At 70.9% G+C, this 19694-nt stretch carries 16 protein-coding genes; 8 read left to right on the top strand and 8 right to left on the bottom strand.

Features of this window, described 5'->3' with window-relative positions; translation table 11 throughout:
- Positions 1-8 precede the first annotated feature (8 nt).
- The gene (locus AB0G04_RS22265) at positions 9-1058 is read right to left on the bottom strand and encodes a glycosyltransferase family 2 protein (RefSeq protein ID WP_360985705.1); all 1050 of its coding nucleotides are present in this window, start codon (positions 1056-1058) and stop codon (positions 9-11) included.
- Between the two features lie 865 nt (positions 1059-1923).
- On the opposite strand from AB0G04_RS22265, the gene AB0G04_RS22260 reads away from it, so the two are divergent.
- The 3 genes from AB0G04_RS22260 to AB0G04_RS22250 all read left to right on the top strand — a co-directional run bounded on the left by AB0G04_RS22260 (position 1924) and on the right by AB0G04_RS22250 (position 5100).
- Positions 1924-2859, top strand: a complete 936-nt coding sequence (locus AB0G04_RS22260) for a sulfotransferase (protein ID WP_360985702.1) — start codon at positions 1924-1926, stop codon at positions 2857-2859.
- A gap of 68 nt (positions 2860-2927) precedes the next feature.
- Positions 2928-3839, top strand: a complete 912-nt coding sequence (locus AB0G04_RS22255; RefSeq protein ID WP_360985699.1) for a hypothetical protein — start codon at positions 2928-2930, stop codon at positions 3837-3839.
- A gap of 310 nt (positions 3840-4149) precedes the next feature.
- A complete protein-coding gene (locus AB0G04_RS22250; RefSeq protein ID WP_360985696.1) occupies positions 4150-5100 on the top strand; it encodes a serine/threonine-protein kinase in 951 nt (316 codons plus the stop codon).
- Between the two features lie 63 nt (positions 5101-5163).
- Here the strand turns inward: AB0G04_RS22250 and AB0G04_RS22245 are convergent, their stop codons facing one another.
- Complete coding sequence (locus tag AB0G04_RS22245; protein ID WP_360985693.1) at positions 5164-6558, bottom strand: amino acid permease; 1395 nt, start codon at positions 6556-6558, stop codon at positions 5164-5166.
- A 221-nt stretch (positions 6559-6779) separates the two neighbouring features.
- On the opposite strand from AB0G04_RS22245, the gene AB0G04_RS22240 reads away from it, so the two are divergent.
- On the top strand, positions 6780-7127 hold the full coding sequence (locus AB0G04_RS22240) for an STAS domain-containing protein (protein ID WP_360985690.1): 348 nt from the start codon (positions 6780-6782) through the stop codon (positions 7125-7127).
- 89 nt (positions 7128-7216) lie between these two features.
- Here AB0G04_RS22240 and AB0G04_RS22235 read toward each other — a convergent pair whose 3' ends face one another.
- The 5 genes from AB0G04_RS22235 to AB0G04_RS22215 all read right to left on the bottom strand — a co-directional run bounded on the left by AB0G04_RS22235 (position 7217) and on the right by AB0G04_RS22215 (position 13438).
- Positions 7217-7588 (bottom strand): TfoX/Sxy family protein, encoded by a 372-nt coding sequence (locus AB0G04_RS22235; protein WP_360985687.1) that lies wholly within the window; start codon positions 7586-7588, stop codon positions 7217-7219.
- A gap of 89 nt (positions 7589-7677) precedes the next feature.
- Entirely contained in the window at positions 7678-8925 is a 1248-nt protein-coding gene (locus tag AB0G04_RS22230) for a cytochrome P450 (RefSeq protein WP_360985684.1), read from the bottom strand.
- A gap of 59 nt (positions 8926-8984) precedes the next feature.
- Complete coding sequence (locus AB0G04_RS22225; RefSeq protein WP_360986033.1) at positions 8985-11144, bottom strand: glycoside hydrolase family 9 protein; 2160 nt, start codon at positions 11142-11144, stop codon at positions 8985-8987.
- A gap of 80 nt (positions 11145-11224) precedes the next feature.
- A complete protein-coding gene (locus AB0G04_RS22220) occupies positions 11225-12460 on the bottom strand; it encodes a hypothetical protein (RefSeq protein ID WP_360985681.1) in 1236 nt (411 codons plus the stop codon).
- Between the two features lie 15 nt (positions 12461-12475).
- Positions 12476-13438, bottom strand: coding sequence for an alpha/beta hydrolase-fold protein (locus AB0G04_RS22215; RefSeq protein WP_360985678.1), 963 nt, complete (start codon positions 13436-13438; stop codon positions 12476-12478).
- Between the two features lie 262 nt (positions 13439-13700).
- On the opposite strand from AB0G04_RS22215, the gene AB0G04_RS22210 reads away from it, so the two are divergent.
- The 3 genes from AB0G04_RS22210 to AB0G04_RS22200 all read left to right on the top strand — a co-directional run bounded on the left by AB0G04_RS22210 (position 13701) and on the right by AB0G04_RS22200 (position 18434).
- The gene (locus AB0G04_RS22210; protein WP_360985675.1) at positions 13701-14144 is read left to right on the top strand and encodes a DUF5990 family protein; all 444 of its coding nucleotides are present in this window, start codon (positions 13701-13703) and stop codon (positions 14142-14144) included.
- 129 nt (positions 14145-14273) lie between these two features.
- The gene (locus tag AB0G04_RS22205; RefSeq protein ID WP_360985672.1) at positions 14274-17306 is read left to right on the top strand and encodes an SNF2-related protein; all 3033 of its coding nucleotides are present in this window, start codon (positions 14274-14276) and stop codon (positions 17304-17306) included.
- A 66-nt stretch (positions 17307-17372) separates the two neighbouring features.
- Positions 17373-18434, top strand: a complete 1062-nt coding sequence (locus AB0G04_RS22200; RefSeq protein ID WP_360985669.1) for a hypothetical protein — start codon at positions 17373-17375, stop codon at positions 18432-18434.
- Between the two features lie 68 nt (positions 18435-18502).
- Here the strand turns inward: AB0G04_RS22200 and AB0G04_RS22195 are convergent, their stop codons facing one another.
- The gene (locus AB0G04_RS22195; protein WP_360985666.1) at positions 18503-18694 is read right to left on the bottom strand and encodes a hypothetical protein; all 192 of its coding nucleotides are present in this window, start codon (positions 18692-18694) and stop codon (positions 18503-18505) included.
- Between the two features lie 264 nt (positions 18695-18958).
- Between AB0G04_RS22195 and AB0G04_RS22190 the strand changes: the two genes are divergently transcribed.
- Positions 18959-19694: hypothetical protein (locus AB0G04_RS22190; RefSeq protein ID WP_360985663.1), on the top strand; the 736-nt coding region annotated here is incomplete at its 3' end.

Raw genomic sequence — 19694 nt, 5'->3', positions numbered from 1 at the left:
CGGCTCGCTCAGTCGTCGAGCGAGGTGCGGCTGCCGGCTTCGTCGAGCACCCGGGACCGGGCGGCGCTGAGGTCCTGGGTGGGCTGCAGGCCGAGGTCGTCCATGGCGCGGGGGCGCGCCCGGTTGATCAGGCCGGCGTCGCGACGCGGGTCGGCCGGGTGCCGGCTGGCCGCCGATGAGGCCGCCGGCTGGGCCGGGGCGGGCTGCACCGGGGCCGCGGGCCGTGGGCCGCGCGGGGTGACGCCGGCGAGGATGATGCGGTCGACGAACGGGCGGATGCCGGCCCGGCGGCGGCGGCGCATCCGGCCGTACTCGCTGAAGATGGTCCGCAGCACCCGGAAGCCGTCGCGGAAGGTGTTGAGGTTGCTCTCGCCGAAGATCCGCTCGTGCTCGGTGCTGCCGACCTCGCCGACCTTCAGCTTCTCGGCGACCGCCCGGATGTTGATCATCGTCTCGATCTCGAAGCCGTCGCCCCACAGCTTGCGGCCGTCGGCGGGGCGGGGCAGCGCGGTGGCGGGCAGGTCGAGGGCCGGCACGACGGAGCGCCAGAAGGCGTTGTAGCCGTAGCACAGGTCGGTGAAGTTCGTCCGGAACAGGATGTTCACGACGAGGTTCAGGCCGTCGTTGCCGGCCTTGCGCAGGCGGGTGATGTCGTGGCTGTGCCCGCCGTGACTGAACCGGGAGCCCTTCACGAAGTGGTCCCCGCGGATCAGCTTGTCGACGAAGAGCGGGATCTCCGCCGGGTCGGTCGAGCCGTCGGCGTCGATCATCACGATGATGTCGCCGGTGCAGGCCGCGAAGCCGCAGGCCAGCGCGTTGCCCTTGCCGATCCGGGTCTGCTGCACGATCACGGCGTCCGGGCGCAACTGGCGGGCCACCTCGACGGTGCGGTCGCGGGAGCCGCCGTCCACGACCACCACTTCAGTGATCATCGGCGGGAGCTTCGCGAACACGTGGGGCAGATTCCGCTCCTCATTGAGGGTCGGAATCACGACGCTCACGGTCGGTGATTTCGGGTAGTTACTGTCAGTGTTCGAGTTCACGTGCGAAAGCTCCATGTCGGTCCCTTCCGGGGGCGGCAATACGACCGGTGCGTGTAACTCCCGGATTCGGGGCTGCACCGCCGCTCGCTTCGAGAGATCAACCTAGCAACGGATTACGCTGCGTCAACAGTTCAAATGGACAGTGCATGTCACACCTCAAGTAAAGCCACTGTTCAGAGCGCTCATAACGCTTAGTTGCGCCGCACGAGCGGGCTCAGATGTGACTCTTAGTAATGGACACCGATGGTCGCCGGGCGCACCAGGGAACGTCTCCGGCGAATGCCTGGAAGGTGTACTCGGTCATGTCAAAATAGGACAAGGTCGACGTGACCCGTTATCGCGGTGTGAGAGGCCGTCGTCACCCTGCGTTCGATCGAGAAACTGCCAGCGTGGTTGCGTAGTTGCGGCGCGTGAGTATCCCGGTCGGCTAACATCGATCTTGTTCACGGTGCGTGGCTCTGCACCGCTCCGAACCGTTGGTGGGGAAGATGGCGACTGAAACCGGACTCTGCGTCTGCGGGCACCCGTACCGGGCGCACGAGCACTACCGTCCCGGCACCGAATGCGTGCTTTGCGAAGCCGGCCGCTGCCGCCGGTTCCGGTCCGTGACGCCCTGGTGGCGCCGCCTCCTGGGCTCCCGGTGACCCTCGGCCGAACGGCCCGTGCCGGATCGTCCGGTGCCCGGCGGATCGGCTGAGCGGCGCTCCGCCTGTCCGTCTTATTCGCCTCGACGGCTACCGGCCGGATCGCCGGATTTGGGCGTACGTGGGGCCGGGGCCGGGCATGATGTTCGCAACAGGGCGGTCCGCCAGGTGGGCGAGCGGCTGCGAAATCCTAGTGGATCTGTAGGCTAAGTCTCACTTCAGCCGAGGGGATCCACATGTCTCTTCCCGACTTCCTGATCGCGGGCGTGCCCAAAGCCGGAACCACCGCGCTGCACGCCGCGCTGACCGGCCACCCGGATCTGTACCTGTCGCCGGTCAAAGAGCCGAAGTTCTTCCTCTCCGACGGCCCGCCACCGGCCGTCGGCGGTCCCGGCGACGTGCAGACCTACCAGGAGCACGTCTGGCGGCGCTCCGATTACGAGAGCCTCTTCGCCGCCGCGCCGCCCGGGGCCCTCAAAGGCGAGGCCACCCCCTTCTATCTGTACGACCTCGCGTCGCACGACCGGATCAGAGCGCTCATCCCGGACGCCAAACTGATCATCCTGCTCCGCGACCCGGTCGACCGGGCGCACTCCAACTGGACGCACCTCTGGGTGGCCGGGCTGGAGCAGGAGGCGGACTTCCTGGCCGCGTGCCGCGCCGAACAGTCGCGCCGGGAACGCGGGTGGGCCGACTTCTGGCACTACATCGGACTGGGGCTGTACGGCCGGCAGCTGCAGCACCTCTACGAGCGTTTCCCCCGCGACCAGGTGCTGCTGATGCGCTACCGCGACCTCAAGGACAGCCCCGCCGAGACGCTGGACCGGGTCTGCTCCTTCCTCGGCGTGCGGACCGGCGTGCTCACCGCGATCCCGAGGGAGAACGTCAACCGGCACTACGTCGAGGACAACGCGGTCAACCGGGTGCTGCGCGGCCTGTTGCGGGCCGGCGGCAACTTCGGGCACCACTTCCCGGTGCCGCTGCGCCTGGCCGCCCGTGGTCCGCTGCTCACCCTGCTCCACCGCAAGCACGGCAACCGTCCGGTGACCACGCCCGGGGAGCGGGAGGCCCTGCTGCCGTACTTCGCCGAGGACATCGCCCTCCTGCAGGAGGTCACCGGCGAGAACTACGACGACTGGCTGAGCCTGGACCGACACGCCCGCACCCGGTAAACCCCATCAGTTCGATAGATGATGCAAACTTGGCGAGGTCCGTTGCCGCCTACCCCCGGGGAGTCGTCTTGACCATCGGAGTTACCACGCTGCCCCTGCCCGGCTGGGAGGACTCCACCGTGGTGGTGGAGCCGCCCGGCACCGAACCCGGCGCCTGGTCCGGCGCCCCGAGCACGATCACCGCCGACGGGTACGTCTACCTCGCGTACCGGCTGCGCCTGCCGATCGGTGCCGGCCGCGGGATCGCCAACGTGGTGGCCCGTTCCGCCGACGGTATCGACTTCACGGTCGTGGCCGAGATCGGCAAGGACCGCTTCGGCGCCGAGTCGCTGGAACGGCCCGCCCTGGTCCGTACCCCGGAGGGCCGGTGGCGGCTCTATGTCAGTGCCGCCACGCCCGGCACCAAGCACTGGCGCGTCGACCTGCTCGAGGCCGCCACCCCGGAGGGTCTGGCCGACGCCCCGGCCCGGACCGTGCTGGCCGGTGACGAGACCGTGGGCGTCAAGGATCCGGTGCTGCACCACGACGAGCACGGCTGGCACCTGTGGGCGTCGGTGCATCCGCTGGAGTCCTGGGACGACGCGGACCGGATGACCACCGAGTACGCCACCAGCCCCGACGGCGTGCACTGGACCTGGGTGCGGACCGCGCTGGCCGGCCGGCCCGGCGCCTGGGACGCCCGCGGGGTCCGGATCTCGTCGGTCGTGGTCGACGGCGATCGGATCACCGCCTCCTACGACGGCCGCGCCACGGCGGGGGAGAACTGGGAGGAACGGACCGGTGTCGCGCACGGTGTGCGCCTGGCTGACGGCACGTTCGGCGAGCTCACCGCCGAGGACCGGGAGCCCGTCGGCAGCCCGCACGAACCGCACGGTCTGCGGTATCTCAGCATCGTCGCACTGCCGGACGGCCGGCAGCGGCTCTACTACGAGGCCACCCGTCACGACGGGGCGCACGACCTGCGTACCGAACTGTTCTGAGATCCGGTCACCCACAGTGTCCGCGTACGGGCGCAGGATGATCAGTTGAGAGCGTAATCACCCCTGCTGGGGGCCGTTTCGAGTCCCCGGCGGCGATGACCTAACGTAGTGCCCGGCGTCAGGCGCGTGCAGAGAAACGGCCGCACTGTCGATATGGCGGAGCCCTTTCCCACAAGGAAACCGGCTCCGCCATTTCCGTACCACGAACGACTGGTTCCGAGCTCCATCGAACGCCGTGCACCGCGGACGGCGTTTGTGCCCGGCCGCTCCGGGTAACGGCAACCCTTGACGCGCGACACAGGGGGTGCGGATGCGGACGCTGGGCGGCCGATATCGGCTGGTCGACCGGATCGGCCTGGGCGGAATGTCGGAGGTGTGGCGCGGGCACGACCGCGTGCTCGACCGCCCCGTCGCCGTGAAGATCATGACCCCGGCGGTCGAGGGCACCCTCGGCGAGACCGGTGTGGCCCTGGTCCGCGCCGAGGCCCGCTCCGCCGCCCGGCTCGCCCACCCGAACGTCGCCGGGGTGCACGACTTCGGCACCTCGCCGGGTGCCGACCGCGAGGTCCCGTACATCGTCATGGAGCTCGTCGAAGGGCAGACCCTGAGCGAGCACCTCGCCGCGGGACCCCTCGACTGGCGCATCGGCGTGCGGATCTGCGCCGAGGTGGCGGCCGCCCTGGCCGCCGCCCACGCCGAGAACGTCGTGCACCGCGACATCAAACCGGCGAACATCATGCTCACCCCCTCCGGCGCCAAGGTCCTCGACTTCGGTATCGCCGCCGTGATCGGCACCCCCGACCCGGACCCGGACGGCCCGGTGATGGGCACCCCCGCCTACATCGCCCCGGAACGCTTCGACGGGCACCCGGCCACCCCGGCCGCCGACATGTTCGCGCTCGGCACCCTGCTCTACCACTGCCTGTCCGGACGGCTGCCATGGTCGGCGCGCACCCACACCGAGATGGTGACGGCACAGCGGTTCGCCGACCCGGAACCGCTGCCGCACCTGGACTTCCTGCCGCCCGAGATCCTCGACCTCTGCTCCCGCTGCCTGGCCCGCGACCCCGCGGAACGGCCCACCGCCCTGGTCGCCGCCCTGCTGCTGGCCGAGGCGGTGGACGCGCGCGTCTTCGTCCCGCTGCGCGACATCTCGCCGCCCACCCGCACGTCCACGGTGTCGCCCTGGAACGAGCGGGCCGCCGAGGCGCCGACCTCCGCGGTGGCCGACGACCACGTCGGCCGGCACCGCGCGAGCTGACCGGGGAACCGCACCTGGGGCCTCCCCGTGACAGGAGGCCCCGTGCGGCTCGTCGCGCTCGGATCAACGCAGGCGGGAGTGGCGGTACCCGTAGAGGAAGTAGATGAGCAGGCCCGCCGCCATCCAGAGCATGAACCGCAGCCAGGTGTCCAGCGGCAGGTCGGTCATCAGGTAGACGGCGAACGCCACGCCGAGCAGCGGCAGCACCGGCGACCACGGGACCCGGTACGGCCGCGGCATGTCCGGACGGGTCCGCCGGAGCACGATCACGCCGATGTTGACCAGGACGAAGGCGAACAGCGTGCCGATGTTGACCAGTTCGACGATGGTGCCGAGCGGGACCAGCGCCGCGAGCACGGCGATCAGCAGACCGAGGACGACGGTCAGGCGCGCCGGCGTCCCGTACCGCTGGTTGACCGCCGCGAGGCGCCGCGGCAGCAGGCCGTCACGGCACATGGCGAAGAAGATCCGGGTCTGGCCGTAGAAGATGACAAGCACCACGCTGGTGATCGCGACGACCGCCCCGAGCGCCAGGATCGCGGCCGCCCAGTTCAGGCCGGCGCCCTGGTCCAGAGCCGCGGCCAGCGGCGCGTCCGAGTCGCTCATCTGCGCCGGGCTCGCGATGCCGATCGCGCCGACCACCGTGAGCACATAGAACACCGTGCAGATGGCCAGCGAGCCGAGAATGGCCACCGGCAGGTCCCGGGCCGGGTTCTTGGCCTCCTCACTGCCGGTGGAGACGGCGTCGAAGCCGATGTACGCGAAGAAGATGATCGCCGCCGCCGAGGTGATGCCGTCCACCCCCTCCGGCGCGAACGGGGTGAAGTTGCCGGTGCCGAAGTTCGCGAACGCCACCACGATGAAGAACACCAGCACGGCCAGCTTGATCACGACCATCACCAGGTTGGCCTTGACGCTTTCGGTGACGCCGCGGACCAGCAGGAACGTGATCGCCAGGACGATCAGGGCGGCCGGCAGATTGACGACGCCGCCCTCCTCGGGAGGGGCCGAGATCGCGTCCGGCAGGGCGAACCCGAACGCCGCGTCGAGGAACGCGTTGAGGTTGCCGCCCCAGCCGACCGCGATGGCCGCGACCGACACCCCGTACTCGAGGATCAGGTCCCAGCCGATGATCCAGGCGACCAGCTCGCCGAGAGTGGCATAGGCGTAGGTGTAGGCGCTGCCGGAGACCGGGATCGATGATGCCAGCTCGGCGTAGGAGAGCGCCGAGAACGCACACGCGACGGCCGCCAGCACGAACGACAGGATGACCGCCGGACCGGCGATCGACGCTCCCTCACCGATCACCACGAAGATGCCGGTGCCGATGATCGCGCCGACGCCCATGGCCGTGAGCTGGGTGGTCCCGACCGCGCGCTTGAGCTGGGTGCCCTCCGTCGCCGTCTCGCCGACCAGCGAGCCGACGTCGCGGATCGCGAAGATTCCGTGTCTCGCCATCGACAGACTCCTCTCCGTAACCTGCCTGCCACCGTCACCCGGCGGCGTCCCGTGTCGCAAGCTGATCGGCGCGATGCGCCGAAATCCGTTGCTCCGGTTGCGGTTTCCGTCGTTCGACCCCCCTGAAACCTTCTCAGGCGTACGCCGTGTGCGCCGTGTCCGTCCGCTTGTGCGGGAGCCTTCGACCCGGACGGGACCGGTGCCGGAGCAAAGGACGCATGATGGGCGAGGCCGTGATGACGACCCGGCGCCAGGCCGATGGCGCGACCGTCGTCGAGCTGCGGGGGAGCCTCGACGCCGCCGGCGTCGAAGGGGTGCGCGCGGCCCTGCTGGACACCCTGCACCGCGATCGGCCGCGCCTGATGATCGTCGATCTGACATTCGTGACGTTCATGGACTCGGTCGGCATCGGCATGCTCGTCGCCGGCCACGACGCGGCGCGGGACGTGGGCGCGGGGTTCGTGCTGCGCAATCCGAGCGAATTCGTGTTCCGGCAGCTGCGGATCACCGGCCTGACCGGCCTGTTCGGCCTGCCCTCGGCTCCGGGCCCGCGAAACTACCGGCTGTGACGGGTCCGGGCGGACCGGCCGGTGGCCCGGTTCGCCGGACGTGGCCGCCGGTGCGGAGCCCGCCGCTGAATCGTGTCGAAATGGTTGCGCTACCTGATGTTGCTCCTGGACCTCGTCGATTGCTTTTCGCCCGAGCCGTGCGCGTGGAAGGACAGCGCCGCCGTCATCCAGTACGCGAAGTCCTTCTCATCAGCGAAGGCCCTCTTGTCGACCGTGATCCACCCCTTGCCCATCGAACGATCCCTGCCCATCTCGGCGCGTGCCGCACCGGGCCTCTCCAGGTGCTGCGCGTCGCTGTCCGGTGATACCCGCACGAGCAGGTCGGAGCCACCCGCCGAGACGCAGACGACCATCCGCTCGTCCACCATGAAGGCCAGCCCGCCGAACATCTTGACCTCGCGGACCTGTCGACCGGCCAGCGCGGCCCGGACGCGCCCGGCGGTTTCCGAGTCGTACGCCACGACCAACCCTCCTCAGTCCAGTTCGCTGTTGTGAGGCAACGTACGTCATCTTCGCCCGCTCGACCCCGCAGGTCCGCCCGGCACCGGCCCTAGGCAGACGCGACCGGGAAGTGGATCGGCCCGCGGATCAGGCCCGAGCTGCGGCGGCGGATCGTTCCGGCACGCCGCAGGCCGGGCATCCGCTCGGCGAGCCGCTGCAACGCGATCGTCGCCTCGAGACGGGCCAGCGGAGCACCGACGCAGTAGTGGATGCCGCTGGAGAAGGCCAGGTGGTCGGCTTCCGGCGGGCGGTGGATGTCGAACCGGGCCGCGTCCGTCCAGACGGCCGGATCACGGTTGGCGCCGCCGATCAGGGTGACGACGAACTGGCCCGGCCGGACCGTACGCCCGGCGATCTCGGCCTCCTCGAGGGCACAGCGGGCGGTCCGCTGCACCGGCGGATCCCAGCGCAGGGTCTCCTCGACCGCCGCGGCGGCCAGGCCCGCCGGGTCGTCGCAGAGCGCCCGCCACTGCTCCGGGTGGCCGAGCAGCGCGTTGACCGCGTTGCCGATCAGATTGACCGTCGTCTCGAACCCGGCGACCAGCAGCAGCCGCAGCATCGGCAGGATCTCCCGCTGCTGGATCTGGTCGCCCTCGCCCGCGAGGATCCGGCCCACCACATCGTCGCCCGGTTGCGGTGCGGCCCGCCGTGCGGCGAGCAGACCGATGAACACGTCGTCGAGCTCGTTGCTGGCCGTCATCAGCCGTGCGGCGTGCCGCAGCGAGCGGACGCCGTCGAGGGCGCTGCCGATGACCGCGCCGTGCTCGGCGAACCGCGCCGTCTCCGCGTCCGGGACACCGAGCAGGTCGCTGATCACCGCGATCGGCAGCGGCGCCGCGAACGCGCTGACCAGGTCGAACGTTCCGGACTCGAGGGCGCGGGCGAGAAGCTTGTCGACCGTCTGCTCGACCTGGGGACGGAACGCGGCGATCTGCTTCGGACCGAACGACGGCTGGGCCAGGCGCCGCAGCCGGGTGTGGTCGGGCGGGTCCCGGTCCAGGAACGACATGTCGACCTGGTTCTCGGTGGGCAGCGTGCCGGTGGTCGCGCTGGCCCGCACCCCGAACCGGCGGTCGCGCAGCACCGCGTTGCAGACGGCGTGGGCCGGGCTCACGAAGTTGCCGAGCCGGGTCGGCACCAGGTCGCCCTCGGCCCGGAGCGATTCATAGATGGTGTACGGGTCGGCGCGACCCGGAGCCAGGCGCATCAGGCTCATCGGGTCGCGCCGGACATATCCGTGGTAGGCGGTGGACAGGCGGTTGACGTACAGATCGGTGGCGAATGTGATCGCTCGCACGGGTCCCTCCCAGCCTCGCTCGTGACTCAGCCTAGGAGGAACCCGCACCGCGTGGTGTGTCAGTCGAGTTCGGACACGTACCCGATCAGGTGGGCCAGGGCCGCGTTCCAGTTGATGGTCAGCTCGTTGGTCGCCCAGGAGCCGATGTCGTCGACGTAGCAGAACTGGCCGGTGCAGCCCTTCAGCAGGCTCTGCGCCACCGGGTCCTGGATGGACGAGTTCGGGCCGCCGGAAAGGGTGCCGGCCGGCGGGTGCGGCAGCGACGGGTCGAGCTGCGCGGCGTACCAGCGGCTGTGCTGGTTCTGCGAGGCGACCTCGCCGTACCCGGTGACGTAGGAGATGTTCAGCGCGTTGCGGCCGAACAGGTAGTCCAGGCCGGTGAGCAGGCCGTCGCGGTACCGCTGCTTGCCGGTGATCCGCTCGGCTGCCGCGACGACGACCAGGTTGTTGGCGATGACGCTGCTGGAGCCCCAGTCCCACACGTTGTTCGCGGGGGCGTAGGCGACGCCGTACGGGTGCTGCCGCTGGATCGCCAGGTACTTGTCGGCGCCCGCGACCACCTGAGCCTTGACCTTGTGCAGGCCGGGCAGCCGGTTCCGCACCAGCGCCAGGTCGATCTTCGCGGCCGCGGCGGTGGACGCCCAGTCGAACGCGACCGGCCCGAACACGTCGGCGGTGTGCTCCGGGCTGGCCAGGATGTCGGCCGCGTACTTCTTCTCGCCGGTGGTCAGGTACAGCTCGGCCGCCGCCCAGTAGAAGTCGTCGGACACCTTGGCGTCGTTGTACGCGCCGCCGCCGACACCGTCGGACTCCGGGGCGAGCCGGTCCGGGTTGGCCTTGGCCGCGTCGTAGGCGGTACGGGCCGCGGCGAGCGCCTCGGCGGCGAACGCCCGGTCGTAGTGCTTGTACAGTCGCGCGGCCTGGGCGCCGGTGGCGGCCAGGTTCAGGGTCGCGGCCGTCGACACCGGGTGCAGCTCACGCGGCTGCGGGTCCAGGTGCGGCAGCAGCGGCAGACCGGTCCACGCCTGGTCGTGGATCTTGTGGTGGGCCATGCCGGCGAACGGCTTGCCGGCCGGGACCTGCATGCTCAGCAGGAACTCCAGCTCCCAGCGGGCCTCGTCGAGGATGTCCGGAACCCGGTTGCCGCTCTCCGGGATGGTCAGACTCACCCTGCGGGAGCCCTTGTTGTGTTCGTACTCGGCCAGCAGCTCCCAGACCGAGATACCGCCGTTGACGACGTACTTGCCGTGGTCGCCGGCGTCGTACCAGCCGCCGCGCACGTCGAGGGTGTAGTCGCAGACGCCCGCCTGGCACGGGACGGCGCCGTCGCCCTGGTTCGGGGCCACGTCGACGTGACCGGCGGGACGGGCGTACCCGGGCCGCAGGTCGTCACGGATCTCGATGCCGCTGCGCTGGGTGTAGTAGAACTTCAGGGCGTCGGTGCGCAGCTGGTCGTACGCCCGCCTGGTGATGTCGAAGGGCCGGCTCGTCTCGCCGTCCGCGGTCAGGGTGAGGCCGGTGGCCTTGTGGCGGTAGCCACTGAAGTCGATCGTGTGGACGTTCTGTCCCGAGGACACATCGACGCCGCGGGGTGTCGACCTGCCGCTCTTCACGACTCGGCCGGACCTGTCCTTGAGCTGCCACGGCAGCGCGGTCGTCGACTCGGTCACCAGGGTGGCGGCCTTCGGTCCGTCCGGCAGGTAGGCGACCTGGTTGACCCGCACCCGCGGGCCGGTGTCCGGCACGTACACCTCCGGCGGCACGCCGCCGACCAGCGAGACGTTGTCCAGGCAGAAGCGCCACGGGTCGGGGCTGCCGCCGACCTGGAACGCGACCTGACCCTGCGCTGTGCTCGAGTTGGCGGTGAACGTGTACTCGTAGTGCGTCCAGTCGCCGAGGACGGGCGACTGCTCGAAATAGGTGTCGTACGGCGAGACCGCGAGCCCGGTGACGGCCCGGACCACGTGGCCGGCGTCGCCGCTCGCGTCGAAGCTGAACCGGTACGTCTCGCCCGCGACCAGATCGATGTCGTTCTGGCCGACGGTGGCGTCCCAGCGGTTGACGGTGCCGCCCGGGACATCGACGCACGCACGTCCGTCGGCCAGGCCGATCGTCATGCCCGCATTGGTCCAGAACGGGTCGGTGCCGCTGTCGAAACCGCCGTTGACGACCTGTTCGACTTCTTCGGCATGGGCCGGGGCCGAAGCGCCGGCGACCATGAGGACGGTGATGGTGGCTATCTTTAGGGAGCGCTCCCATAGAGGCATGGACACATATTGGTTGCGGACATGTTGCGGCGTCAACGCCCTTGGTCACGGATCCACGCATCGGTCAGCCCGCCGAAGTGGGCCAGGAACTTCTCGTGCTCGTGGACCGGGTAGTGCGCCCGCACCGTCTCGCGCAGCAGCGAACGGAACTCCTCCGACGTGACCCAGTCGTAGACGATGTCGTCGACGACGGCCAGATTCTTCTCGCAGAACTCCCGGTACCTCTCGACCTCGAAGTACTCGTCCGCCAGCTCGCGGTAACCCTCCAGCTTCTGCTGATACGTCCGGCCCTCGTCGGCGATCGCGAAATACGCCGTCGTGTCCATGTCCAGCCGGGGCCGGCGCCCGGTCACCACACAGAACACCGTCCAGCGCAGCAGCGCCGACATCGCCCACGGGAAGTAGTAGTGCAGCGACGTCAGGGACACGTCCGGGCAGGCGTTGGCGTAGTCGATCGGGTGCACGTCATCGCCGCGCACCAGCGACTCACAACTGTTGAACTCCCATCGGAAGAACGCGTTCACCAGCCGGGAGATCGTCACCACCTCGTCGCCGGCCTCCGCCGACAGGAAGTTGTGATCCACCTCGTAGCGGGCGTGCAGCGGCTGCTCCGGCCGGAACTTCATCACCATCGTCTCCGGCCCGATGCTCAGGGACCGGGTGAACACGTCGTAGCCCTCGACCGAGGCCTGCAGGTGCATCAGCCGCTCACCCGACGCGTCGTAGGCGGCGTGCAGTTCGGCCGCGTTCCGGATCTTCGACACACCCACCCACGCGCCGCCGTCGTACGGCTTCATCCACAGCGGGTAACCCACTCCCGCGGCCGTCGCCTCCAGATCGAACGGGCGGTTGTACCGGGCCGCCGTGTATGCCCACCGGGAATTCTCCAGCGGGTTCTTGAACGGCACCAGCACCGTCTCCGGCACCTTGAGCCCGAGCCGCATCATGGCGCAGTACGCGGCGTGCTTCTCCATCGACTGGAACGTGAACGGGCTGTTCAACAGGTACACGTCGTCCATCAGCGCGATCTTCTTGAGCCACTCGCGCGGGTGGTAGTACCAGTACGCCAGCCGGTCGATGACCAGGTCGTGCTTCGGCTTGTAGCGCAGATTGAACGGCTCGATCGTCACCCGTACCGGCCGGGCCCGGTGACTGCGCCCGTCCGCATCCGTCACCGTCCCGAGCCGCCGCAGCAGCGACTCGTAGGCACGCGGCCAGTCGTCCTCGGTACCCAGCAGCATTCCGATGGTGTGCTCGACGTCGGCCACGTCGCCTCCCTCAGGTCAGTCCGGCCATACCCGACGCAGAAGCCCGGTCAGGTGCGGATGCAGCGCGTCCCGCCAGCCCGTCCAGGTGTGTGCGTCCGGGTTCTCGGCGAGATCCACGGGGTACCCCCGCTCGCGCAGGACATCCGCCAGATCCCGGTTGTTCGCCAGGTTCTCCTCCGCCGCCCCGCAGGTGAGCGTCACCGGCACCGCCGGACCGGCCGCCGCCCGGCGCAGCTGTCCGGTGAAACCGGCGATCCGCCGGAAATACCGGAAGCCCGACTCCTGGGGGTCCAGCGCGGCCTGGAAGAAGCTCCCCGACTGCAGGAACAACCCGGCGAACCCCTCCGGATGCCGCCACTGCGCGTGCAGCATCGCCAGAGCGCCGAGACTGACACCCGCACCCACCACCGGCCGCCCGCCGAGCCGCGCCCGGACCCGGGGCAGTGTCACCGTGGCGAGCTCGCGGGCATAGTCCGGGTCGGCTGAATACCGCCGTTCCCGGTCCGCCGCCGACAGCAGCACCAGGTGGAACGGCGGAACACGCCGATCCGCGATCGCCGCCGCCGCGAACCGTCCCAGCCCGCCCAGCCGGTCGTAGTCCGGCCCGTCGTGCGCCACGAGCACCCGGTCCGTCGGCGTCTCCGGCGACCACACCCAGGCCTCGTCCACCGAACTCCAGCGGCCGGGTGCGGGCGGCGAGTCCAGCCAGTCCGGCTCCACGTAGTCCGGGCAGCGCAGCTCTCCCGCGGTCGCCTCCTCGCGCGAGCCGTCGGGGTGAGTCAGCTCCAGGCGGTAGTCCAGCCGCCACAGCGGGGGCCGCTCCCGGCACAGTTCCCACGCCCCCGCGTCGTCGCGGAACTCCAGGTCGGCGCGGAACGCCGAGGACTGCAGACGGACGCCGGCCAGGCGGTGCCCCGGATCCGGATACCGGAACCGGAGCACGGCGCCTTCGCACCACGCCCCGCCCGTACCCTCCATGAACGCACCCTAGCGCCGGTCGGGCACTCCACGCCCGGCGTGCCGCAACCCCGCCCTTTCCGGTACGGGCTCCGCCGTCCCGCATCTCCACGCCCACCCGGGTGGCACCAGCGCGAGAGGGCGGTCCGGCGAGGTCCCGGCGCGGCTCACGGGCTTCGGCGTACCCGTACCGGACCCACCCACCCCCCGGCCCGCCGGCCGTACGCCGGGCGGTCATGGGGGTGTCTGGTGTACGGCTGGTGGGGTCTCTAAGGTCGGGGACGTGCGGATCCGGATCGAGGGTGACGAACTGCCGGGGCGGGCCGGTGCCCCGCAGGGGGAGGCGTTGCGGCTCGGCGGCGTGCAGGTCGGTGTGCAGCGCCGGCAGGAGGTCGTCGACCGGGTCCCGGTCCACGAGGAACGTGCCGTCTGGGAGCTGGACGTCGACTCCCGCGAGGTGGACGGCCTCCTCGACGTGGGCGGGCCCTGGGTGCACGGCCGGCCCGGTGCCCGGTTCCTCTATCTGAGCTGGGGCGCGACCGCCACCGGCGAGTTCGCGATGTTCCGCCGGGCGAAGCTGATGTTCGGTGACGTGCCCGGTGAGCTGCTGCGGGCGTCCGCGGCGGGGGAGGGCGTCCTGGTCGGGCGGCTCGGCCTGACCGGTCCGGACGGTGGCCCGCGATGCGCCCGGGTACGCCCGCCGGACATCACGTGGACCCTGCAGTGACGTGACGGTGGTTACGATCCGGGCCGGCGGGGCGAATTCGCCGGCGGCGCGACGGGAAGTGTCGTACCGGCGGCCTAGAGTCGGCGACATGTTCAGCGACAGCCGGTTACGGCGCTTCCAGGGCCAGGAATGACCGAGGTCAGCCGGGCCGGCGGGGCAGCCGTGCGCGTGCTGCACGGACTCGTCGGGAGTGACGGCCGGCTGAGCCTCTGGGCCGAGGACGGTGCGGTCGCCACCGGCTTCACCGCGGGGCGAGGCGCCGCCCCGCCCCACCCGTTCGCGGTCGCGGCCGACGGGCTACCGCTCGGTGACTCCCGGCCCGACGCCACGGTCATCCTGCCGTCCACCGGCTCGGGGCCGCTGCCCTCGCCACATCTCGGCCTGCCGCCCCGGCGCGGGACGCCGCGGGCCCGGGCCTGGCGGGTGCCGGCGGTGGGTGTGCCGTTCGCCGACGAGGACCTGGTGGCCGAGTTCGACGGCCGGATCGCCCCCTCGGCGCGATGGGTCGTCGAGTTGTGCGCGTTCGCGGCCGGCCTGGTGCGGCGCGGGCGGGTGCTCCCCGGCGTGCGCATCGACGGTCCCCGGCCGGTGGCGCTGTGGCGGCCGGTGGTGACGGGCTCCGACGCGGTCCGCCGGGCCGCACTGCTCGATCACCTGCCCCCGGCGTGCCTCGCCGAGCAGCCGCCGTCCGCCCTGGCCGGCGTCGTCGAGCCGGCCGATCGAGCCGGCCGGGCGGCCGGAGAGCAGGCGGCACGCGTGACCGCGGCCGCGCTGGAGCGGCTGGTCGACGGGCTGGTGCGGACCCGGCTTGCCGAGGCCGGCGTGACCCTCGCCGACTACGGCTGGCTCGCGGCGCTGACCGGCGAGCCCGAGTTCGAGGCGGCGGCGCCGCTGGCCGACACGCTCGCCGGGCGGCTCGACGCATGGTTCGAACAGGCGGCCCGCGGCGCCGAGGTGCGGGTGTGCTTCCGGCTGAGCGATCCGCGCGAGCACGAGCCCGTCATGCCCGACGAGGTGCCGCTGCCGGAGGACGTGTGGCGGCTCGAGTTCCTGCTCCAGGCGGTCGACGAGCCGAGTGTGCTGGTCCCGGCCGCCGACGTGTGGCGGGACCGGTCGGCTCCGCTGCGGCGCTGGACCGCCCACCCGCAGGAGCGGCTGCTGGCCGGGCTCGGCCGGGCGGCGCGACTCTACCCCGCCCTTTCCGAGGCGCTGCGCGGAACCCACCCGGGCCAGATGCTGCTCGACACCGAGGGCGCGCACCGGTTCCTCAGTCACGCCGCGGTGCTGGAGGAGGCCGGTTACGGCGTGCTGTTGCCGGCCTGGTGGCGGCGCCGGCCCAGTCTCGGCCTGTCACTGGAGGTGCGCGGTCGTGACCCGGTCTCGCACGTGCTCCGCGACCGGGCCGTCGGGCTGCGGGAACTCGTCGACTTCCGATGGGGGCTGGCGCTCGGCGGGCGCACCCTCACCGAGGACGACCTCACCGACCTGGCCCGGGCCAAGGTGCCGCTGGTCCGGCTGCGGGGCCGGTGGGTGTTCCTCGATCCGGAGCGGCTCGCCGCGGGCCTGGCGTTCCTGCGGCGCGGCGGGGGCCGGATGACCGCCGGTGACGCGCTGCGCATGATGCGGCTGCTGCCACCGGAGGACCTGCCTCTTCCGGTGACCGACGCGCGTGGCGAGGGGTGGCTGGCCGACCTGCTCAGCGGGCGCCTCGACCAGCGGTTGGAGGTGCTGCCGTCGCCGGCGGGGTTCGAGGGGGAGCTCCGGCCGTACCAGATCCGGGGTTTCTCCTGGCTGGCCTTCCTCGACTCGCTCGGGCTCGGCGCTTGCCTCGCCGACGACATGGGGCTGGGTAAGACCGTGCAGCTGCTGGCGCTGCTGCTGCACCACCGGGCGGGTCCGGCGCTGCTGATCTGCCCGCTGTCCGTGCTCGGCAACTGGCAGCGGGAGGCGGCGCGGTTCGCTCCCGGGCTGCGGGTGCGGGTGCTGCACGGCGCGGGCCGCGACGACCCCGCGCTGCTCGCCGCCGAGGCCGATCTGGTGCTGACCACCTACGCCACCGCGGTCCGTGACGCCGACGCGCTCGCCGCGATCTCCTGGGACCGGGTGGTGCTCGACGAGGCGCAGCACATCAAGAACAGCGGTGCGGCCACCGCCAGAGCGGTGCGCCGGTTCCCGGCCCGCAACCGGATCGCGCTGACCGGCACTCCGGTCGAGAACCGGCTGGCCGAGCTCTGGTCGATCCTCGACTTCGTCAATCCGGGGGTCCTGGCGTCGGCACACACGTTCCGGGCCCGGTTCGCCGTGCCGATCGAGCGGTACGCGGAGGAGGACGCCGCGGCCCGGCTGCGGCAGGCCACCCGGCCGTTCCTGCTGCGCCGCACCAAGGCCGACCACGCGATCGCCGCCGAGCTGCCCACCAAACGGCATGTCCGTCATCTGTGCGGGATGACCCTCGAACAGGTGAGTCTCTATCGCGCGGTCCTCGACGACCTGCTCGAGCGACTCGCCGAACCGGGCGAGAAGTGGCGCAAGGGCCTGGTCCTGGCCGCCATGACCAAACTGAAGCAGGTGTGTGTGCACCCGGCGCTGCTGCTCAAGGACGCCTCGCCGCTGCCAGGCCGGTCCGGCAAGATCGACCGCCTCGAGGAGATCGTGGATCACGCGCTCGGGGCGGGGGAGAGCGTGCTGTGCTTCACCCAGTTCGCGCGGTTCGGCGGCATGCTCACCCCGCATCTCGCGGCGCGGTTCGGAGTGCCGGTCTCGTTCCTGCACGGCGGCACTCCGCGTGGTGCCCGCGACGCGATGGTCGCCGAGTTCCAGCGAGCCGAACGGCCGGGCGTGTTCGTGCTGTCCCTGAAAGCCGGCGGTACCGGGCTCAACCTCACCGCCGCGAACCACGTCGTGCACATCGACCGGTGGTGGAATCCGGCCACCGAGGCTCAGGCGTCCGACCGGGCGTTCCGCATCGGTCAGCGCCGTGACGTACACGTGCACACCCTGGTCTGCCTCGGCACATTGGAGGAACGCATTGACCGGGTGCTGTCCGACAAGGGCATCCTCGCCGAACGCGTCGTCGGCACCGGCGAGGGCTGGCTGAGTGCCCTCTCCGCCCAGGAACTCCGCGATCTGTTCGCCCTCGCCCCGGAGGCCATCGTTGACTGATCGCACCGTTCTCCGGACGGGTGTCCCACGGCCCCCGCACTTCCCGGTCCGTGGCGGAGATGCCCGATGACCGATTTCTCACCGGCGTTTCTCGGCATGTTCGAGTCGCTGCGGATGGGGCCGACGTTCGCGCGCGGGCGACGTGACGAACGAGCTGGTCACGTGCGTAGCCTCACGGTGTCCGGCAGCCTGGTCGTCGCCCTCGTGCGCGGCCCGGACGATCCGGAGGCGTTCCGGGCCCGGATCGCGGTCCGGGCCTTCGGCGCCTCCGAATGGGCCCGGGTGGAGACCGCGCTGGTCGCCGAGGCCCGCTATGTCGCCGATCTGCTGGACGGGCGGATGCCGCCGGGGATCGAGGAGATCTTCGCCGGGGCGGGCCTGAGTGTGCTGCCGCTGTCGCTCGACGAGGTGGCGATGGATTGCACCTGCGAGCGCTGGCCCAAGCCCTGCGCCCACCTGGCGGCAACCTGCTATGCCCTGGCCAGGGCGTTCGAGAGTGACCCGTTCGAGGTCTTCACCTGGCGAGGACGGCCACGCGACGAACTCCTGATGCGCCTCCGCCGGCTTCGGGAGGCCGCCGCGGTCGATGCCTCCGGCTCCGGCGGAGCGGCTGGTCCGGACGGGTCTTCCGGCGCGTTCACCGATACCGCTGGTTCCTCCGGAGCCGCTGGTTCTTCCGGCTCCGCCGGGTCCGGTGGTTCCGGCGGCTTCGATGACGGGACGGATCCGGGTGCCTCGGGGCGGACCGGCACGGGCGGTGGAGGCCGTCGGGGTACGGGCGGGGCCGGGCCCGCCACGGTGCGTCATCCAGCGGCGGACCCGCTGAGCTTCTGGGGATCCGTGCCCGCCACCGGATCCGAGGTGCCGGGTGTCGCCTCGGGGGATTCCGGGATGGACTCGGGCTCTGCTGAGCAAGCCACCGGCGTCGCCGGGCAGGCGCGCCGCGCCGGTACGGCCCGGCCGGATGTCACCGGCGGCCTCGGCGTGGCCGGGACGTCCGGTGGGCTGCGGCCTGACGCGCTTCTTGATCAACTCGACGCGCCGGGGCTGTCCCATCTGGGGCAGCCCGTGGCCGAGGTGCTGCGACCGGCCTATCTGGCACTGCCCGATACGGAGGACGCCGGCTGAGCAGGGGCCGGGCGTGCGGGCCGCGCCCGGCTGAGCGGGCGACGCCGACGGTGCCGTCCCCGGCGGCCTCAGCGGCCGCGGCAGGTGTAACCGGGGTGGCGTGAGACGCGGCCGTCGCCGCGGTCGACGCACATCTCATCGGTGCCGCGATCGATCCAGTATGTCTGGCCGGCGTCGATGAAGGTCGGCTCGATCAGGTGGAAATGGCGGCCTGCGGAGTCGGCCAGGATGAGCCGCTCGACAGTGATCCGTTCAGGCATGAAGTCCCCATCGACCTTTATGTCGGTCCTTTTTGATCCGCCGGCTTATGACATCCCGTCGGCCCGCAGTGCTCAAGTGGATTTCGGAAGTGATAAAGCCGCTGGTCAGAGCGTTCTACGGGTTAAACATGGTGGCGCGGAACTTGACTCTACGGACACCGGGCGGGTCGTCCGAACGGTCAGCTTTCCACTAAAAGCCGGACCTGGTTTCGGGGCCATGGTGAGCTACGCAAGTCATGGCGATTTGTCCTGAAAAGGTGTGACATGAAGAATCCGAAGCGAATGCTGGCAGTCGCCAGCATGAGCCTGGCGGCTGCTGGACTGCTGGGGATACAGATCCCCACATCGGCAGCGGTTGCCAAGCCGGCTGTCAAGCCGGTCACGGCGTCGGCCGTCGAGATGGCGGAAACCACGTCGTCGCCGCTCCAGGCGATCGGCTGGGACGACGACTACGTGGTCGGCTACTACAACAACCAGTGGCAGTGCAAGAAGGCTGGCTACTGGGGCGAGAAAGTCGGCGCCTGGAGCGACTTCTACTGCTACCCGGCGTTTGTCCCCGGCTACGGCTGGGTGTGGGTCCTCGAGGTCGAAGAGGACTTCTGGTACTGGGACTACTGGATGGGCGGCTGGCCCAAGGGCTGGCCCTACAAGCCGAAGTACCTGGTCCACGGGAACTACCACATCGGTGGGGCGTACAAGCATCCCTTCAAGTACATGAAGGGCATCCAGTACGGACCCCTCGGGCAGTTCCCGAAGGGCTTCCCTAAGTGGAAGAAGCCCGGCTGGCCGGGCGGTGGCCACGGTGCTCCGGGCGGGGCGCCTGGTGGTGCTCCTGGTGGTGCTCCTGGTGGGGCGCCTGGTGGGGCGCCTGGTGGGGCGCCTGGTGGTGCTCCTGGTGGGGCGCCTGGTGGGGCGCCTGGTGGTGCTCCTGGTGGGGCGCCTGGTGGTGCTCCTGGTGGGGCGCCTGGTGGTGCTCCTGGTGGGGCGCCTGGTGGTGCAC

The sequence above is a fragment of the Actinoplanes sp. NPDC023801 genome, from assembly GCF_040639655.1.
GTDB lineage: Bacteria > Actinomycetota > Actinomycetes > Mycobacteriales > Micromonosporaceae > Actinoplanes.
Note: the sequence above shows the minus strand (reverse complement) of the source record. Positions and strands in the feature narration are given on the sequence as shown.

What these genes read in the sequence shown, in the direction of transcription:
- AB0G04_RS22265 (WP_360985705.1), bottom strand. Translation starts at nt 1,058, where the DNA reads ATGGAGCTTTCGCACGTGAACTCGAACACTGACAGTAACTACCCGAAA.
- AB0G04_RS22260 (WP_360985702.1), top strand. Translation starts at nt 1,924, where the DNA reads ATGTCTCTTCCCGACTTCCTGATCGCGGGCGTGCCCAAAGCCGGAACC.
- AB0G04_RS22250 (WP_360985696.1), top strand. Translation starts at nt 4,150, where the DNA reads ATGCGGACGCTGGGCGGCCGATATCGGCTGGTCGACCGGATCGGCCTG.
- AB0G04_RS22245 (WP_360985693.1), bottom strand. Translation starts at nt 6,558, where the DNA reads ATGGCGAGACACGGAATCTTCGCGATCCGCGACGTCGGCTCGCTGGTC.
- AB0G04_RS22240 (WP_360985690.1), top strand. Translation starts at nt 6,780, where the DNA reads ATGGGCGAGGCCGTGATGACGACCCGGCGCCAGGCCGATGGCGCGACC.
- AB0G04_RS22225 (WP_360986033.1), bottom strand. Translation starts at nt 11,144, where the DNA reads ATGGTCGCCGGCGCTTCGGCCCCGGCCCATGCCGAAGAAGTCGAACAG.
- AB0G04_RS22215 (WP_360985678.1), bottom strand. Translation starts at nt 13,438, where the DNA reads ATGGAGGGTACGGGCGGGGCGTGGTGCGAAGGCGCCGTGCTCCGGTTC.
- AB0G04_RS22205 (WP_360985672.1), top strand. Translation starts at nt 14,274, where the DNA reads ATGACCGAGGTCAGCCGGGCCGGCGGGGCAGCCGTGCGCGTGCTGCAC.
- AB0G04_RS22200 (WP_360985669.1), top strand. Translation starts at nt 17,373, where the DNA reads ATGACCGATTTCTCACCGGCGTTTCTCGGCATGTTCGAGTCGCTGCGG.
- AB0G04_RS22195 (WP_360985666.1), bottom strand. Translation starts at nt 18,694, where the DNA reads ATGCCTGAACGGATCACTGTCGAGCGGCTCATCCTGGCCGACTCCGCA.